Consider the following 16,447-nt stretch of genomic DNA (forward strand, 5'->3'; position numbering starts at 1 on the left):
CCAGCACTGTAATTACAGTGTTTTTCCATAACGTTACCATACCGTTCACTCCGTTTTTTTCTTTGCCGGCACATCGCGATATCCTGCCGGCTCCGGCATGTCCCACTGATGCACAGGCATTTCCTTATGATGCACCTCCGGATGCCGGGCGGGCTCTACGCGCGTTTTCGGGCCGAAATCATTCACCACGCCGAACTCACCGGCCGGCAAAGTTTGATCCGGTTTATTCATAAACTTTTTGGTTATATCTTCATTCAGCACGCCCGTTTTGTAATATTTCTTTGTATTAGCATCCGGATTAAACTCGTGCCGCCAGTCTGCGCGCTTGCGCAGATTGAGCCAGAAGGCGGGATCTTCAAAGGCCATGCAGTTACCGATGGCGAGGTCGTAGGCAACAGCCTTTTCCTGCACGTTCTGATCCATCACTATTGAAGAGTGCTGGCTGAACCTCACCGGATCGCCATATTTTTCCATCTCGTTGATTTCTTCGCTTGTTTTACGCCGCTTCAGCTGGTAGCGCTGCGTGCTGCTGCCAACCACGCGACCGGAGACAAACGCGGTGCCGTAATACCGGTTGACCGCAGCCAGCTCGGTTTCAGACAGCAGCTGACCGGAGCGATGCGGATAAACAAATCCGATCGCCGGACGAAACTCTGTCACCTGCCAGGCGTTCTCATACTCGCGGGCGGAGTAGTCAATATAGCGATCTTCGCCTCCAACGCCCGTTTTATATTTCATGTCCCCGCTGCGATCGTGCCCCATCAGGGTCAGCTCTATCACTTCAGGCAGGGCCTCGGCGTTTTCAGTCACGCCGCTTTCCATTGGATAGGCCACGTTAGTGGGCCAGCCGTCATACGTAAAATCTCCGGGCCGGAAAGCAGGCTTTTTGAAAGGCGCACCGGACGCGTTACCGCCCGTACTGTGGTGCTGACAGAACGCGCGCTGATAGAGATTGGGTATGCCGCCGGCGAGCGTATCAGGAATACCGCGCCAGCCGATGCCCTGCACACTGGACAGCGACACCGTGCCGTCATTCGGGCAGAAATAGTTATAAACCCGGCCGTAGTTATTGCGGCTGTAGCGGGGATCGCTGCTCCAGCGGTGTTTGCGCCACAGCGTGGTATCGTGGTACATGGCTGTGACAAACTCCGGCTGGTAGCGACCCGTGGCGTCATACTTTGGATTTGTGGCCATCAGCCGGCAGAAATTACGCAGCGTCTCCTGACGCCCGTGCGACGTCTGCTGCTTGCCGGGCAGCATATTTTCCATGAGCCGCGGATCAAGTGAGTAGGGGGAGTGGCAGAGGATGGCGCAGTCGGCAACCGGATAATCAGCTACCTGTTGCCTGACCAGCATATTCGCCAGCATGGTAATGATGGTGCCCTGGCTGTGCGCCACTATATTGATGGTGTCGTGACGTGTACTGGGGTTCTTTCTGATTTCCAGAATCAGATCTGCCAGCCGCTGAGCAGCAAAAAACTGATAAATGCGGTGCGGATTGCCGTAAATCGGGTGGGTAAAGTCTCCGCCGTTAAGTTTGCGGCTGTAGATCCCCGCCATCCAGATGGCCCCGCCGTTCGCGCCGGGCCCCAGCATGTCAGGAATGCAGGTGGTTGCGTTAGCAAAGGTGCCGCCATTCTTCGCTGCTGCCAGGTTCAGCACGTTGCCGTAGTTATCGTTGCAGAAGCCGCGTCCCTCAGCGTTCAGCTTTTTCAGCCGTACCGGATCATCTTCCTGAAACGCATCGTAGGGGAGAACTGTTTCCAGCCCGAGGCGGGCGACCTCATCACGGTAGCGCCGCTGGTCTGCGTTATAGGTTTCACGATCGACCGGGCGATAGCCCCAGTAGAACGGAATAACCGGCGATCGCCCGCTGGCCGTCACGCGCTTTGGCGCATCTTTCAGGTCGGTTAATCCCTCAATTTCACTCCACTGGTGCGGGTACATGTCGTCGCGCGCCAGTCGGGTATTCAGCCCGGCAATAATCCCTTTCTCCTGCGTTTCGTAAGCTTCGCCGATGTCGTTGACGCCGTGTACAAGAATAACAATACAGGGCAGGGGGCTGTTTACAGGAAACTCCTGCATCAGCATACCGCCGGCGGTATCGCGATTAAGGCCGATGAAGCTGCCCAGTTCCGGATCGTTAAAGGCGCTGTTTTTTGAGGTGTGATGAGTCATCGCTTTGCCTCCCTGATAAGCGTAACAACCAGCTGTTCGGTCTCTGCAAGATCCAGCAGCGGAGAGTGCCCGGCAGCATCGGTGATACCCTCCACCGTGCTGCCGTCCGGCCGGGTAACGCGGAAGGGCTGGCTGACCAGCGGGTGTTTCCGGTCGCCGTTTCGGTACAGGCGTACACCGCGCGCCAGCGGGTTATCTTTAAACAGCGGATCGACAATTTTTGCCGGTTCCCCCTTCTGATAAACAAGAGTCGGCGCTTTCTGCTCAATGTGCGCTGGCGAGAATATCTCTACGCCGCCGTTCGGGTGCAGGCGGATCCCGCCGCCGCCGCAGTGCAGATACAGGCCTTTTTTGGCGCTTATCTGAAGCTCTCCGTTGACGCTGGCGATCTGCATGTTCCGATCGGCAAGCGCCGCCAGCTGGCCGCGCTGCGCCTGAAGCGTGATATCGCCAGACGCGGCAATCAGTTTGATGCCAAGCCTGCGCACAAAGGCGGAAATTCCCTGGCCCGCCGCGACAGAAAGACGTTTGAACACGCTGACGCTGCCGTTACTGCCGGCGGTGATCACCGCATCTTTACCGGCGGCGAGATGGAGGCTTTCAGGTGTTGCCTGTGCAATACCCGCTTCACCCCAGGAGAGAATGCCCGGCTGCGCCAGCCCGGAAACGGCCTGCTGCAGCGCCTGCTGCGGGGCAGTGTCAGCGCCGTCAGCGCCGGCCCCGGCGGCCGACGACTGCAGGCTGTAAGCTATGCTGAGCGCCTGCTCCAGATGCGCGATCGCGTCGGTCATCTCCAGCAGCGTTCCGCGTGCACCGGTCTGCGCGGCGGTCGTCAGGTAGATCCCCTTTGCGGCACGCACGGTGGCGTGATGATCGGTGCGCAACTCTGCGCCTTTACCGCGTGCTTTGCGACCGGTATCGACCATATGACCGAGGTTAAGCTGCGTTTTGCCGAACTCGGTTGATAGCTTGATGTGCTCATTGCCTGCCGCATCTTCCAGCCGGATTTTGTTCTTCCCCTTTGTCCGGATAACATTGCGCGTGCTGTTACTATCGTTAACGACGTCCGGATTTAGCGCGTCATGCAATACATGGGCAATGTAAGGCCGCTCGGGATCGCCACTTTCAAATGCGATTGCCACCTCCGTGTTGTCCAGCAGCGGAAAATGCACGCCATACTTATCGCCTGCGTAGATGCGGGCCAGACGGACAGGCATGCTTTCCCTGCCTTTCTCCCAGCTGGCGAGATCAAAACTGAATTTCACCCGATAGCGCCCCTGACTATCGGGACGGGCAAGGCTATCGTTCATAACGCTGCCGGAGACGCGGGCGGGAATCGTTCCTGAGATAACCGGTCTTGGCAGGCGCTCCGGCCGGAAAGCGGCGCGCTCACTACAGGGAATACCGCTGAGTGCCGTCTGATAGCCTGTTGCCCGGCTTGCGCGGCAGACGCTCTCAACGATAAGAAAGCCGGACATAAATGCTTCAGGCTGCTCGCCGTCGATTTCAGCCACCATGCCCGGCTGCAGTGCGGGATCGTCAGTGATGGCTTCCAGACACGTCCGGCCGGACAGATGGCGCTCATGGCGGATGCGGGCATAGTGCCAGGCTGTTTCAGCATCTCCGCCCTGAATGCTGCTCCACCGATCGCCCGTGCTATGCTGAATATCAGCGTAGTGATAATCGCTGCCTGTGGTGTAGGGAGCTTCACCGCTCATGTCCGCCTCATGTTCCGGCGGAATAAGCCGGCTTTGCCGGTAGTCGTAATTGCGCGTACGTACCGATGCAGGCACCACCGCTGAGTGGCAGCGCATCTGCCATATTGTCAGGGTATCGCCTGTTAACCCTGCTCCGGGCAGCGACTGAATTTTCGCGCCAGATAGGTAGCCTGCCTGCTGATCGGCAAATACGATGACGGTGATCTCTTCAGCAGTTTCATGTTTGCAGAAGCGGAACCAGATCCCGACTTCAGAAAGCAGACGCCGGATAAAACTCAGGTCACTCTCTCCCCACTGAACGATCATCTCACGCCTGGGGTAACGCCACTGCAGCAGGCTCATGTCAATCTCATAATCCCTAAAGCCGTGCGACTTCAGGACAGAATTGACGAGCTCGGGAACAGACGTCCGCTGATAGATAGCGTACCGGTGCGTGCTGGACATCAGCGCCAGAGGATGTTCGAGTGTGACTTCATACGTTGATTCGTCAACGCTGGTTGATATATGGGAAAGGCGGGTGATAACCCCATAAATTTTGCGTAATGTGTGCCAGCGATCCTTAGCAGGCCGAAAGAGGGAGCACGCCGTGGAACAGGCCCGCATCATAAAAACTGCCGGCTGCATCATCACTTTCTCAGGTGGTATATCCTGAACGGATGAAGTAAAGCGGATGATAAATCGATAGGGCTGGCTAAGGGACTCTCGCCCTTCGAAAGATTTAACGTCTGCAACGATCTCGCAGCTTTCAAAGGCGAGCAGATAGTGATTGAGCGAATCCGCAACGGCGAATGAGCCCGAACGTCCTGTCAGGGGCATAGATATCCTTATTTAGTTTGGCATTACAAACCATAAGGACAAGTGTAAATAATTACAGAGGGTTAGTATATTGTAAAATTTGATTTAATTCTGGCTCTGATTCCGACAGGGGAGAAGCATTGAACCCTGCAGGGCAACGGACTCTGGTTATGATTTTTTCGGTTTTCCGCCCCTATCCTGAGTCAGCAGACGGATGCGCTTTTGCCAGCAGTCCGGCCTTTCAGTAAATAATGGCCTTTTTTTTTGCCTCTCTCTACTCTCGCTGCTGCATAACATACATCCCGGAAAAATTAGCAGAATGATTAATCAGTCTAAATTATCTGGCTTAAAAAAAACCATACTGACGTTGTTATCAGGTCATTTTCGTGAATAATATGCGGCAATTTTTATATTAATTAATAAGATTTGCGTTTAGTTTACGTGACAAGGATTGTCTGATGGTTTCATCTGATACATCAATTACGCTCTGTTTCTCTTTTCTGGTTGCTGCTTTTATAACCAGCGAGGCCACTGCGGAGCCCTTGCCTGATGCAGGTGAACAGGTCCGGCAGCAGCAACAGCGCCAGCGGGCGCTGGAGCAGCAGATAGAGCCGAAAGCGCCTGATGTGCGACTTTCACCGCCCGCTTCTGGTTTTGGCCGCCTCTCTTTTCCTGCAGAAAAACCCTGCTTTCCTCTCACGCGTATCGTGCTTGAAGGGCAGCAGGCGCTGCCGCACTGGCTGCCGCTTAACGCTATTGCCAGCCAGGCGCAGGGAAAGTGCCTGGGCGGGCGCGGCATTAATCTGCTGATGAGTACGCTGCAAAACCGGCTGGTTGATCATGGCTATGTTACTACGCGGGTGCTGGCACCTTCGCAGGACCTTAACAGCGGCACGCTACGGCTGGTGATCCTGCCCGGTTACGTGCGGGAGGCCAGACTGACGCCGGGTAGCGATCGTTATCTGTGGCTCTACAGCGCATTTCCTGCCCGCGACGGTAATCTGCTGGATTTGCGTGATATCGAACAGGGGCTGGAAAACCTGCAACGGCTGCCGACCGTAGTAGCCGATATGTCGGTCGTGCCCGGTGAACAGCCGGGCGAGAGCGATATAGAGGTACGCTGGCAGCAGAAAAAGATGTGGCGCCTCGGTCTCTCGCTGGATGATTCCGGTACGCGCAGCACCGGACGCTATCTGGGTGGCGTCACGCTGTCGCTCGATAACCCTTTTGCGCTGAGCGATCTTTTTTATCTGTCGGCCACGCACGATCTGCAGGGCAAAGGCGGTAAAGGCAGCAAAAACGTCATCGGCCACTACTCGGTGCCGTTTGGATACTGGATGTTCTCCGCAACGGCCAGCGACTATGACTATCACCAGACGGTCGCCGGAACCCATCAGGACTACCGCTATAGCGGAAAAAGTCAGAGCCTCGATTTACAGCTTAGCCGGGTACTGCATCGCAGCGGCTCGCAAAAAACCTCGCTGACCTATGACGTCCTGACGCGCGAAACCCGCAACTATATCAACGACACCGAAGTTCAGGTGCAGCATCGCCAGACGGCGGCGTGGCGTATCGGTCTGCAACACCGCCACTATATCCGCCAGGCGACGCTGGATGCGGGCATCAGCTATCAGCGCGGCACGCGCTGGTTCGGTGCCCAGCCCGCACCCGAGGAGTATTTCGGCGAGGCGACGGCGCTGAGCAAAATCGTTCAGCTCAATGCGCAGTTCAGCCTGCCGTTCAGCATCGGCAGCCAGCATTTTCGCTACGGTGCGCAATACCTGCGTCAGATGAGTAATACGCCGCTCACGCCGCAGGAGCAGTTTTCGATAGGTAACCGCTGGACTGTGCGCGGTTTCGACGGCGAACGCACGCTGAACGCGAGCCGCGGCTGGTTCGTCCGCAATGACATCGCCTGGAGTACGCCGCTGCCTGCACAGGAGTTCTACCTGGGCGCGGACTATGGCGAGGTGGGCGGCGCGGGCAGTGAGCTGCTGACCGGCCAGCATCTGGCGGGCGGGGTGGCGGGGCTGCGCGGTCAGGCCTGGAATACCGGTTATGACCTGTTTATCGGGACGCCGCTGTCGAAGCCTGACGGTTTACGCACCAGCAGCGTCACGCTCGGCTTCAACCTCAACTGGAGCTACTGAGAATGCGCGCAGGCAAGTATGAGGTTAAATCACCGCTGATTCTGGGCGGTGAAGAGAGTGAAGCGGAAATACTGGGATCGGCGGTGTGGCTCTGGATGCACTCGCCGCTGCATCGTGATGCGCCGCTGCACGCCCTGCCGACGCTGCTGCTGCCGATCATCAAACAGCGACAATATGTGCTGGTGGCTGAAGCCGGTACGCCGGTTTTTTTCTTCAGCTGGGCCTGGCTGAACGAAGAAGCCGAAGCGCTTTATCTTACACGGCCCGCTATCCATTTTCCGCCTGACGCGTGGAACAGTGGCACACGCATGTGGTGCTGCGACTGGATCGCGCCATTTGGCCATACCGTAGCGATGAGTCGCCTGATCCGGCGCGATCTCTTTCCTCATGCCTGCTGGCGGGCATTAGATCACCGCGGTGAGCAGCGCGGCAGGCGCGTATTCAGCTTTCATGGCAGCCGCGTGACCCATAAAGCGGCAAAAACGTGGCGCCAGCAGCATCCGCTCGCCGCCGCGTTACCGCAAATCTGATAAGGATATTAGATGAACAAAAATCGCTACCGCGTGATTTTTAACACAGTCCGCGGCATGCTGATGGTGGTGCCGGATATTGCTAAATCAGGCCGGGCCGGCAGCGCACGCGCGTCAGGTCTCAGCCACACGCTTAGCAGCCTCACTGGCCGAGTCGGCGCATTATGTTTTAGTCTCTGGCTGGCGATGGGCGTGATACAGCCTGCCAGCGCCGCCATTGTGGCAGATGCACAGGCGCCTGGCGGCCAGCGGCCCACGATAATAAACAGCGCCAGCGGTACGCCGCAGATCAATATCCAGACGCCCTCCGCAGGCGGTGTTTCCCGCAATACGTATAGTCAGTTTGATGTCGGAAAGCGGGGAGCGATCCTCAACAACTCCCACAAAAACGTTCAGACCGAACTCGGCGGTATGGTAAGCGGCAATCCCTGGCTGGCCCGGGGCGAAGCCAAAGTGATCCTGAATGAGGTTAACTCACGCAATCCCAGCCGCCTCAACGGCTTTGTTGAAGTCGCGGGTCAGAAAGCCCAGGTCGTTATCGCCAACCCGTCCGGGATCACCTGCAACGGCTGCGGATTTATCAATGCCAGTCGCGGCACCCTGACCACCGGACAGGCGCAGCTCAACAATGGCAACCTGACGGGCTTTAACGTTGAACGCGGTGAAGTGGTGGTCGAAGGGGCGGGGATGGACAGCTCACGCCAGGACTATACCGACATTATTGCCCGATCGGTGAAGGTCAATGCCAGCGTCTGGGCCAGGGATCTTCGCGTCACCACCGGACGAAACAAGGTGGATGCCGCACACCAGCAGGTCACGAAGCAGAGCGACGAGCCCGCTACAGAACCCCGGATGGCGCTTGATGTCTCCAGCCTGGGCGGCATGTATGCCGGAAAAATCCGTCTGGTCGGCACGGAGAGGGGCGTCGGCGTTCGCAATGCGGGCAATATTGGCGCGCAGGCGGGTTCGGTGGTTATCACCGCTGATGGCCGCATTGAGAACAGCGGCGCTATTCAGAGCCGTAGCGATCTGCAGCTCGCCGCGCGGCAAGGGGTCAGCAACAGCGGTACGATCTTTTCTGGCGGAAAAGCTTCGGTAACCAGTGCGGCAGATGTGCAGAACCGCGGCTCTGTTGTGGCACGCAATGACGTTACGCTGCAGGCTGGCAGCCTCAACAGCACGGCTTCAGGCGTTCTCGCGGCAGGTGTGCAGGATGACGGCAGGCCTGGTGAATCGGGCAATCTGACCCTGACGACAATGGGCCAGCTTCGCGCGCAGGGGAAAAACCTGGCCGGCGGCAGCCTGAGCGCACGCGGGCAGACTATTGACCTCAGCGGCAGCCGTACTGAGGGTAAAAACCTGACGCTCGACGCCCGCGAGGGCGATATCGCGACGCGCAGCGGCACCCTGACCGCGCAGCAGCAGCTCACCGCGCGCACCGGAAAAATGCTGAACAACGATGGCGCCACGCTGACAGCCAGCAAGCTCAACCTGCAGGCGCGCGATCTCTCCAGCCAGCAGGGTCAGATCCTGCAAACCGGGCGTGACGATCTCACGCTTAGTTTCGCGGGCAGCCTGAATAATCAGGGCGGCCGTATCGCGACTAACAGTGACAACCTGACGCTCAATGCGGCTGCGATCGATAACCAGTCGGGTGACATCACCCATACAGGCCGCGGCACACTGTCGATCACCACCGGTAATCTGCGCGGCAGTAAGGGATCGCTGCGCTCAAATGGTCAGCTCACCCTGCGCGGTGGCGATGTCGATCTTGATAGCGGCACCACCTCGGCCCGGCAGATCGATATCAACGCGGACAGCCTGGCGAACCGGCAGGGCTTTATCGCGAGTGAAGGCGATCTCAGTCTGCGAGGCGCACAGCTGGCTAATCAGCAGGGCGTTGTGAGGGCGGGTAAGACGCTGCGCGTCACGGCGGATGCGCTGCAGAACGGTCAGGGCAGGATAGTCAGTAGCGACACCGGGCATGTGGATGCCCGCTTACTGGATAACCGTAACGGCCAGCTGGCGGCGCAGCAGGCGCTAACGCTGCGCGGCGATACGCTCGATAATCGTGACGGCGGCCTTATCCAGAGCGGTGCGCAGCTTGATATCGGCGCAGAGACGCTGCTTAATCAGAACAGCGGCGAAAAAGGCGGCGTGATCAGCCAGGGCGACATGCTTATCCGCGCCGGACAGATAAACAATACGCAGGGTCTGATGCTGAGCGGAAACGCGTTGCAACTGGCGGCTGGCGGCCTGAATAATGTCGCTGGCACGCTGGTGGCACAGGAGCAGCTCAGCCTCGACACGCACTCCGCGTTCAACAACCGGGCAGGTCTGCTGCAGGGCGGTAGCGTGCTTATCGACAGCCACGGCGAGGCGATCGATAACCAGAGCGGCACCCTCTACAGCCTTAGCGATCTTCATCTGCACAGCGGCGCGATCGACAATCAGGCCGGAACCGTGGGCGCGAAAGGCGATCTTACGCTGCAGAGTGGTGAAGTGGATAACCGCAGCGGCGGGCGCATCGTCAGCGAGCAGGCGGCTTCGCTGGAAATGGCTCGTCTGGATAACCGTGGTGGAGAGATCCAGAGCATTGGCGATCTGCTGGTGAGTGCGCAGAGCATGATAGACAATGCGGGCGGCCTGATTCGCAGTGGCGCGAACGCCGTGCTGAACGCATTGCAGCTGAACAATCAGGATACTCAGGGTGATCAGCAGGGGATTGAAGCGGCCAGCCTGCGGATCAACAGCGACGATGTGTTCAATCAGCGCGGCATGTTACTGGCCGATCGGCAACTAACCATCAGCAGCCGTGGCTCGGTCGATAACCGGCAGGGTACGATTTCGGCCGGAGAAGATCTGCTGCTGCAGAGCAATGACCTGACGCCGGAGAGTCGCCTGCGCAGCTTCAGAGTGGCGCAGCCTCAGAGCAATAGTCTGACGCTGGAAAATCGGGAGGGCGTCCTTAAAGCGGGCCGATCGCTAACGATCCGTGCCGATCGCCTGGCGGGTGACGGACAGATCCTCTCCCTGGGTGACATCACGCTGGTCAGCCAGCAGAGCCTGAACAACCGTGGCGAGATGATTGCCAACGGCAATTTCAACTTCACAACCGCAGGCGATGTTGACAACAGCGGTAAACTGCTGGCGGGCGGCAAGCTCGATCTGCGCGCCCCCCACCTGCTGAACGCTGCCACCGGCGAAATCAATGCCGGACAGAACTGGCTGACGCTTAGCGGACAGCTGACCAACTATGGGCTGATCGACGGCAAACAGACGCTGCTGAAGGCGTCGGTGCTGACCAATACCGGCAGTGGCCGGATCTATGGCGACAGTGTTGGCGTACAGGCTAATATTTTCAACAACCTGGCGGAAAACGACACTGCCGCCACGCTGGCGGGACGTGAGCGGGTGGATATCGGCGTGCAGACGCTGAACAATCGTGACCACGGCCTGATCTACAGTGCCGGCGATATGGCGCTGGGCGGTGAGCTGAATGCTGACGGCCTGGCAACCGGCAGAGCGGGCACCCTCAATAATCACAGCTCCACCATCGAGTCAGCGGGCAACATGCAGATGGCTGCCGGTGAAATCAATAACGTCAACGATCGTTTCAGCACCGGGCTGGTAACCGTGTCTTCGGAGGCGATTACCGGGTATCAGCACTCGGGCGATACCGTCCGCTGGAAAGCCAGCGAGCCGGGCGTCTTTGTTGACCGCAACTCGGCCGACTCACTGCTTAATCTCAACACGCCAGGCAATACCGGCAGCAATAACGATAACTTCTACCAGTATGACTACACGCGTACGGTGCAGGAGACGCAGATCGCCGAAAGCGATCCGGCGAAGATTATCGCGGGCGGTGATTTGACGATAAACGCTGGCCGGTTGCTGAATGATAAGAGTCAGATCATCGCGGGCAATACGCTGACGATAAACGCGCAAGACCTCAATAATGTCGAGGTGGCGGGCCAGCGAATCACGACTGACGTCGGTAAGGTGACTCACTACAAGCGCATCCGTCATAAAGGTGGCGACGAGCAGGGCGACAGCACATCGGATTACACGCCGCCGGACGTGATTGAGACCATTGCCCTGAAGCCAGGAGAGCTGGTCGATCACGGTGAACTGAGCGGCAACCCCCTTTCGCTCGTCCCACAGAGCACAGAGGGAACCGACGCCACGACGGGGCGTGCGGGCGGCGTGAATGCCCATATCACAGGCAGCATGCCTGACATTGCCGCGCTGCTTAAACCCGGCCAGCATTTTGATGTGCCCGGCAGCCAGGGGGAGAACGCAAGCGTGATCCGCATCGTCGGGCCCGATACGCGCCTGCCGGACAACAGCCTGTTCAGAACCAATCCCTCTCCCGGCGGGAAATATCTGGTAGAGACCGATCCGCGCTTTACTCAGGAGAAGCAGTGGCTGAGCAGCGACTATATGCAGGACGCCCTGACGCAGAACAGCGATAACGTACTGAAGCGCCTGGGTGACGGCTATTACGAGCAGCGGCTGATCCGGGAACAGGTCATGAACCTGACAGGGCAGCGCTACCTGGGCGGCTTTACCAACGACGAAGATCAGTACAAAGCGCTGATGAACAACGCTATCGCCTTTAGTCAGCGCTATCACCTGACGCCAGGCGTGGCGCTGACGCCTGAGCAGATGGGGCTGCTGACAAAAGATATTGTCTGGCTGGTTAATGCGCAGGTCAGACTGCCGGATGGCTCCAGCCAGACGGTGCTGGTACCGCAGGTGTATGCGCGCATTCAGCCAGGCGATGTCGATGGCAGCGGTGCGCTGATTGCGGGCCGCAACCTCAACCTGAACCTGGGCGGTGGCCTGTTTAACAGCGGTACGCTGGCCGGGCGCGAAGTGGTGAAGCTGAGCGCCGGTAATATCACCAACATGGCGGGGACGATCAAAGGCGCCAGTGTCGATCTTCTCGCCCGCGCAGATATCAATAACATCGGCGGCGTGATCGGGGCAACCGACTCGCTGCTCGCCCGCGCCGGACGGGATATCAATACCGTCAGCACAACCCGCAGCGTGAGCAGCCGGAACGGTGAAAACCAGTTCGACCGGACCACGGTGGATAGCGTGGCAGGCATGTACGTGCAGGGCGACGACGGCCGGCTGATACTGCAGGCCGGACGTGATATCACTCTCACGGCGGCGCAGGTGGTTAACAGCGGCGAAAATAGCCAGACGGTGATTAAGGCCGGACGCGATCTGACGCTCAATACTGTCAGTACGGCGAATCGGGACACGCTTGTCTGGGATAGCGATAACAGCCTGAAGCAGGGCAATACGCAGGAGATCGGCAGCGAAGTCGTCAGCAAGGGCGATCTCTCGCTGCTGGCAGGCAACGATCTCCATGCCCGCGCGGCCACCCTGTCAGCAGATGTTGCGCTGGCGCTGACCGCCGGACATGACGTCACACTGACAAACGGCGAGAACACGCGGGATCTGGACGAGCGGCAAAAGACGACGGGCAGCAGCGGCTGGCTGTCGAAGAGCACGACAACCACACGCGACCAGATTTCGCGTCAGACGGCGCAGGGGAGTTCGCTGAATGGCGACACTATTTCCGTGGCAGCGGGCAACGATCTGCGCGTACAGGGCAGCCAGATAGCGAGTACCGGCGATCTCTCTCTGCAGGCGGGCCACGATCTCAGCGTTACCGGAGCGACTGAACGCAACAGTGAACAGCATCTGGCGCAGGAGAAAAAGAGCGGGTTTTCCGGCACCGGCGGTATCGGCTTCAGTTACGGCAAACAGAGCCTGAAAACCACCGACACCGCGCAGGAGACGACCAGCCAGAGCAGCACCGTGGGCAGCGTGAACGGCAGCGTGTCGCTGACGGCGGGCAACCGGCTGGATATCAACGGCTCCGATCTTATCGCGGGCAAAAACCTGACGCTGGACGGCCGCGAGGTGAGCATCACCGCAGCGGAAAACCAGAGCAGCCAGACGCACCGGGTGGAGCAGAAAACCTCGGGCCTGACGCTGGCGCTTTCCGGCACGGCAGGCAGCGCGCTGAACACGGCGGCGCAGACGGTGCAGGAGGCGAAGTCTGCCGACAGCGGACGGCTGGCGGCGCTGCAGGGTACTAAAGCGGCGCTCAGCGGCGTGCAGGCGGTGCAGGCCGGCCGGCTGGCAGAGGCGCAGGGCGACAGCCCGGAGAACAACAACGCCATCGGCGTCAGCCTCTCTTACGGTAGCCAGTCTTCCACTTCCACACAGCGCAGCGAGCAGCGCACCGCACAGGGCAGCAGCCTGACGGCGGGCGATAATCTGAGCGTGGTGGCGCGCGGCAGCGGCGTGAAAGGGCACGGTGGTGACCTGACGGTGCAGGGCAGCCAGCTGCAGGCGGGCAGAGACCTGCTGCTGTCGGCGAACCGGGACCTCAACCTGCTGTCGGCCGCGAACACCTCGTCGCTGGAGGGTAAAAACGAGAGCCACGGCGGCACGGCGGGCATCGGCATCGGCGCGGGTCAGGGCGGCTGGGGCATCAGCGTCTCCGCCAGCGCAAATAAGGCAAAAGGCAGCGAGCAGGGCAGCGGCGTCACCCACACGGAAACGCAGGTGAGCGCGGGCCGTGAGGTGACGCTGGTAAGCGGGCGCGACACCACGCTTCAGGGCGCGCAGGTGAGCGGCGAAAAAATCAGGGCGGACGTGGCGCGCAACCTGACGCTGACGAGCGAGCAGGACAGCGACCGCTACGACTCGAAGCAGCAGAGCGCCAGCGCCGGGGGCAGCTTCACCTTCGGGTCGATGACCGGCTCGGCGAACGTGAACCTGAGCCGGGATAAGATGCACAGCACCTGGCAGAGCGTGGAGGAGCAGACCGGCCTGTTCGCGGGGAAAGGCGGCTTTGACGTGACGGCTGGAGGGCACACGCAGCTGAACGGCGCGGTTATCGGCTCGACGGCGACGGCGGATAAAAACCGTCTGGAGACGGGCACGCTGGGCTGGCGCGACATCGAAAACAGGGCGGACTATAAGGTGGAGCATCAGAGCGCGGGCGTGAGCACCGGGGGCAGCATCGGCGGCCAGTTTGCGGGGAACATGGCGAACGGGCTGCTGACGGGGGCGAACCACAGCGGCAGCGGCAGCTCGCTGACGAATGCGGCGGTGAGCGGGGGCGCGCTGGTTATCCGCGACGGAGATAAGCAGTCGCAGGACGTGAGCGGGCTTAGCCGCGACGCCGCGCACGCGAACCAGACGCTGTCGCCGATATTCGATAAAGAGAGGGAGCAGAACCGGCTGCAGGCGGCGCAGCTGATAGGGGAAATCGGCAACCAGGCGGCGGACATCGCGCGCACGGAGGGGCAGATAGCGGGCGAGAGAGCGAAGAAGGACCTGGCCGCGCTCCAGGCCGCGAAGGCAGCGCTGGCCGGCAAGGGCAACCTGACCCCCGCCGCCGGGGAGATAGCGGAGCAGGCTTATAAAACCGCCGCGGCGCCTTTCGGCACGGGCAGCGCCCTTCAGCAGGGTATTCAGGCGGCGACGGCGGCGGTGCAGGGCCTGGCGGGGGGCAGCCTGGCGCAGGCGGTAACGGGCGCGGCGGCACCGTACCTGGCAGAGGTTATTCATAACCAGACGCTGAACGCGGACGGTTCGGTGAACGTGCAGGCGAACCTGATGGCGCACGCGGTGGTGGGTGCGGTGACGGCTTACGCGGTGGGAAACAGCGCGCTGTCGGGGGCGTCGGGCGCGGCGATGGGCGAGTACATCGCGCAGCAGATGTATCCGGGCACTGACCGCAGCGACCTGACGGAGACGCAGCGCCAGACCATAAGCGCGCTGGGGACGCTGGCGGCGGGCCTCGCGGGCGGAGTAGCGGGCGACAGCACGGCGGGCGCGGTGGCGGCCGCGCAGGCGGGGAGGAATGCGGTAGAATATAATCATCTCAGCCCTGCCCAGCAGAAAAGCCGCAGTGAAGAGTTAACAGCCTGCGGCAGTGACAGCAGTTGTAAAGCTAGTGTTCGTGAGCACTATGCCAAAGAGTACGACAAGGTTCAGGCGCAGATAAACACCTGTTCAACGGCTGCTGAATGTGTTGCTGTCGCGAAAGAAATGAAACAATGGCAGGCTGAAAGTAGCGCAAGAAGTGACGAACTGGCAGCCAAAGCACGAAATGAAGGCATGGACTCGCTGACTCCGGCAGAGAAACAGGAATGGGTTAATCTGCGTGGGGCACAATCAAACTTTGATGGTTCGATTAATACGCTGATTTATCGTGCGCAAATGTTTGGTGGTTCAGAAGAAACCACGACTGAACTTGTTAACATTTTTGGTCATGCGGCGATAGCAAATGCGGCGGGTGCTGCTACTGGTATCAGCAAGGCGACTGGTGGCAAATATACGCCTAATGCTGACGCGGTTGGGAATATGGGAGAATTTTTTAAACAGTCTGGTTTTGGTAGCCAAATGAAAGAAAGCGCTCAGAAAACAAGCCAGATCTTTCAGGGGCAAAGCGTCTATCAAGCGAAGGGGGCTGTTGGAGATTATATTGCGAAAGGAGATAAATATTATCTCGATGGGTTGCACAAAGATCATATTGAGGTTTTTGATAGCAAAGGAAAAGTTAAAGCTGTCCTGAATATTGATGGGTCTTTTAATGATGCAAAAACTAAGGCCGCCAGAGCTGAAGGGCGGAGGATACCAAAATGATTGATATTAGTATGCTAGATAAATTCAAAGATGCTTATCTGGAGTTGTTAAAACAGAAGGCAGGAAAAGGGCTTGATACAGATGATTTTTATTTGGCAGAAGATTATTCAATAGTTGAGAGTATTCAAAGGGATATAAAAAACCTTAACTTGACAATTGAATTATTTTTTAATGCAAAAAAAAATAACGATGAGTTGGCAATGCAGGCAGCTTTACTGCGTATATCAACCTTTTTATCAGGACTATATAGCGTTTTTGAACAGACAAAGGAGGATATAGATCGATTTACCTTGCTTCCAGATACTGTAGATTTTCCTGATGATTATAAGATCCCAGAACATTACCATTATCCTATTAAATAATTCTAAGGTCTCGGCCCTTATGGCCGAGATCT

Annotated in this window: 6 protein-coding genes; 4 read left to right on the plus strand and 2 right to left on the minus strand. The window is 58.7% G+C overall.

Going from position 1 to position 16,447, the window contains the following annotated elements; all coding sequences use genetic code 11:
- Positions 1 to 45: 45 nt before the first annotated feature.
- The gene (locus C1Y41_RS01040; RefSeq protein WP_104084643.1) at positions 46 to 2,178 is read right to left on the minus strand and encodes a DUF3274 domain-containing protein; all 2,133 of its coding nucleotides are present in this window, start codon (positions 2,176 to 2,178) and stop codon (positions 46 to 48) included.
- The gene (locus C1Y41_RS01045; protein ID WP_094111774.1) at positions 2,175 to 4,712 is read right to left on the minus strand and encodes a type VI secretion system Vgr family protein; all 2,538 of its coding nucleotides are present in this window, start codon (positions 4,710 to 4,712) and stop codon (positions 2,175 to 2,177) included. The genes C1Y41_RS01040 and C1Y41_RS01045 overlap by 4 nt, the downstream gene beginning before the upstream one ends.
- Before the next feature lie 437 nt (positions 4,713 to 5,149).
- On the opposite strand from C1Y41_RS01045, the gene C1Y41_RS01050 reads away from it, so the two are divergent.
- From C1Y41_RS01050 to C1Y41_RS01065, 4 genes are read left to right on the plus strand one after another with little or no spacing between them, the layout of a single operon-like run.
- Positions 5,150 to 6,841 carry a ShlB/FhaC/HecB family hemolysin secretion/activation protein gene (locus tag C1Y41_RS01050; protein ID WP_083429512.1) on the plus strand — a complete coding sequence of 564 codons (1,692 nt, stop codon included), beginning with the start codon at positions 5,150 to 5,152 and terminating at the stop codon, positions 6,839 to 6,841.
- A 2-nt stretch (positions 6,842 to 6,843) separates the two neighbouring features.
- Complete coding sequence (locus C1Y41_RS01055; RefSeq protein ID WP_094111773.1) at positions 6,844 to 7,371, plus strand: toxin-activating lysine-acyltransferase; 528 nt, start codon at positions 6,844 to 6,846, stop codon at positions 7,369 to 7,371.
- A 12-nt stretch (positions 7,372 to 7,383) separates the two neighbouring features.
- On the plus strand, positions 7,384 to 16,053 hold the full coding sequence (locus tag C1Y41_RS01060) for a hemagglutinin repeat-containing protein (protein ID WP_104084644.1): 8,670 nt from the start codon (positions 7,384 to 7,386) through the stop codon (positions 16,051 to 16,053).
- The gene (locus C1Y41_RS01065; protein WP_104084645.1) at positions 16,050 to 16,415 is read left to right on the plus strand and encodes a hypothetical protein; all 366 of its coding nucleotides are present in this window, start codon (positions 16,050 to 16,052) and stop codon (positions 16,413 to 16,415) included. The genes C1Y41_RS01060 and C1Y41_RS01065 overlap by 4 nt, the downstream gene beginning before the upstream one ends.
- Positions 16,416 to 16,447: the final 32 nt, after the last annotated feature.

It is taken from the genome of Pantoea sp. ICBG 1758, assembly GCF_002928325.1.
Taxonomy (GTDB): Bacteria; Pseudomonadota; Gammaproteobacteria; order Enterobacterales; family Enterobacteriaceae; genus Pantoea; species Pantoea eucrina.

What these genes read in the sequence shown, in the direction of transcription:
- C1Y41_RS01040 (WP_104084643.1), bottom strand. Translation starts at nt 2,178, where the DNA reads ATGACTCATCACACCTCAAAAAACAGCGCCTTTAACGATCCGGAACTG.
- C1Y41_RS01045 (WP_094111774.1), bottom strand. Translation starts at nt 4,712, where the DNA reads ATGCCCCTGACAGGACGTTCGGGCTCATTCGCCGTTGCGGATTCGCTC.
- C1Y41_RS01050 (WP_083429512.1), top strand. Translation starts at nt 5,150, where the DNA reads ATGGTTTCATCTGATACATCAATTACGCTCTGTTTCTCTTTTCTGGTT.
- C1Y41_RS01055 (WP_094111773.1), top strand. Translation starts at nt 6,844, where the DNA reads ATGCGCGCAGGCAAGTATGAGGTTAAATCACCGCTGATTCTGGGCGGT.
- C1Y41_RS01060 (WP_104084644.1), top strand. Translation starts at nt 7,384, where the DNA reads ATGAACAAAAATCGCTACCGCGTGATTTTTAACACAGTCCGCGGCATG.
- C1Y41_RS01065 (WP_104084645.1), top strand. Translation starts at nt 16,050, where the DNA reads ATGATTGATATTAGTATGCTAGATAAATTCAAAGATGCTTATCTGGAG.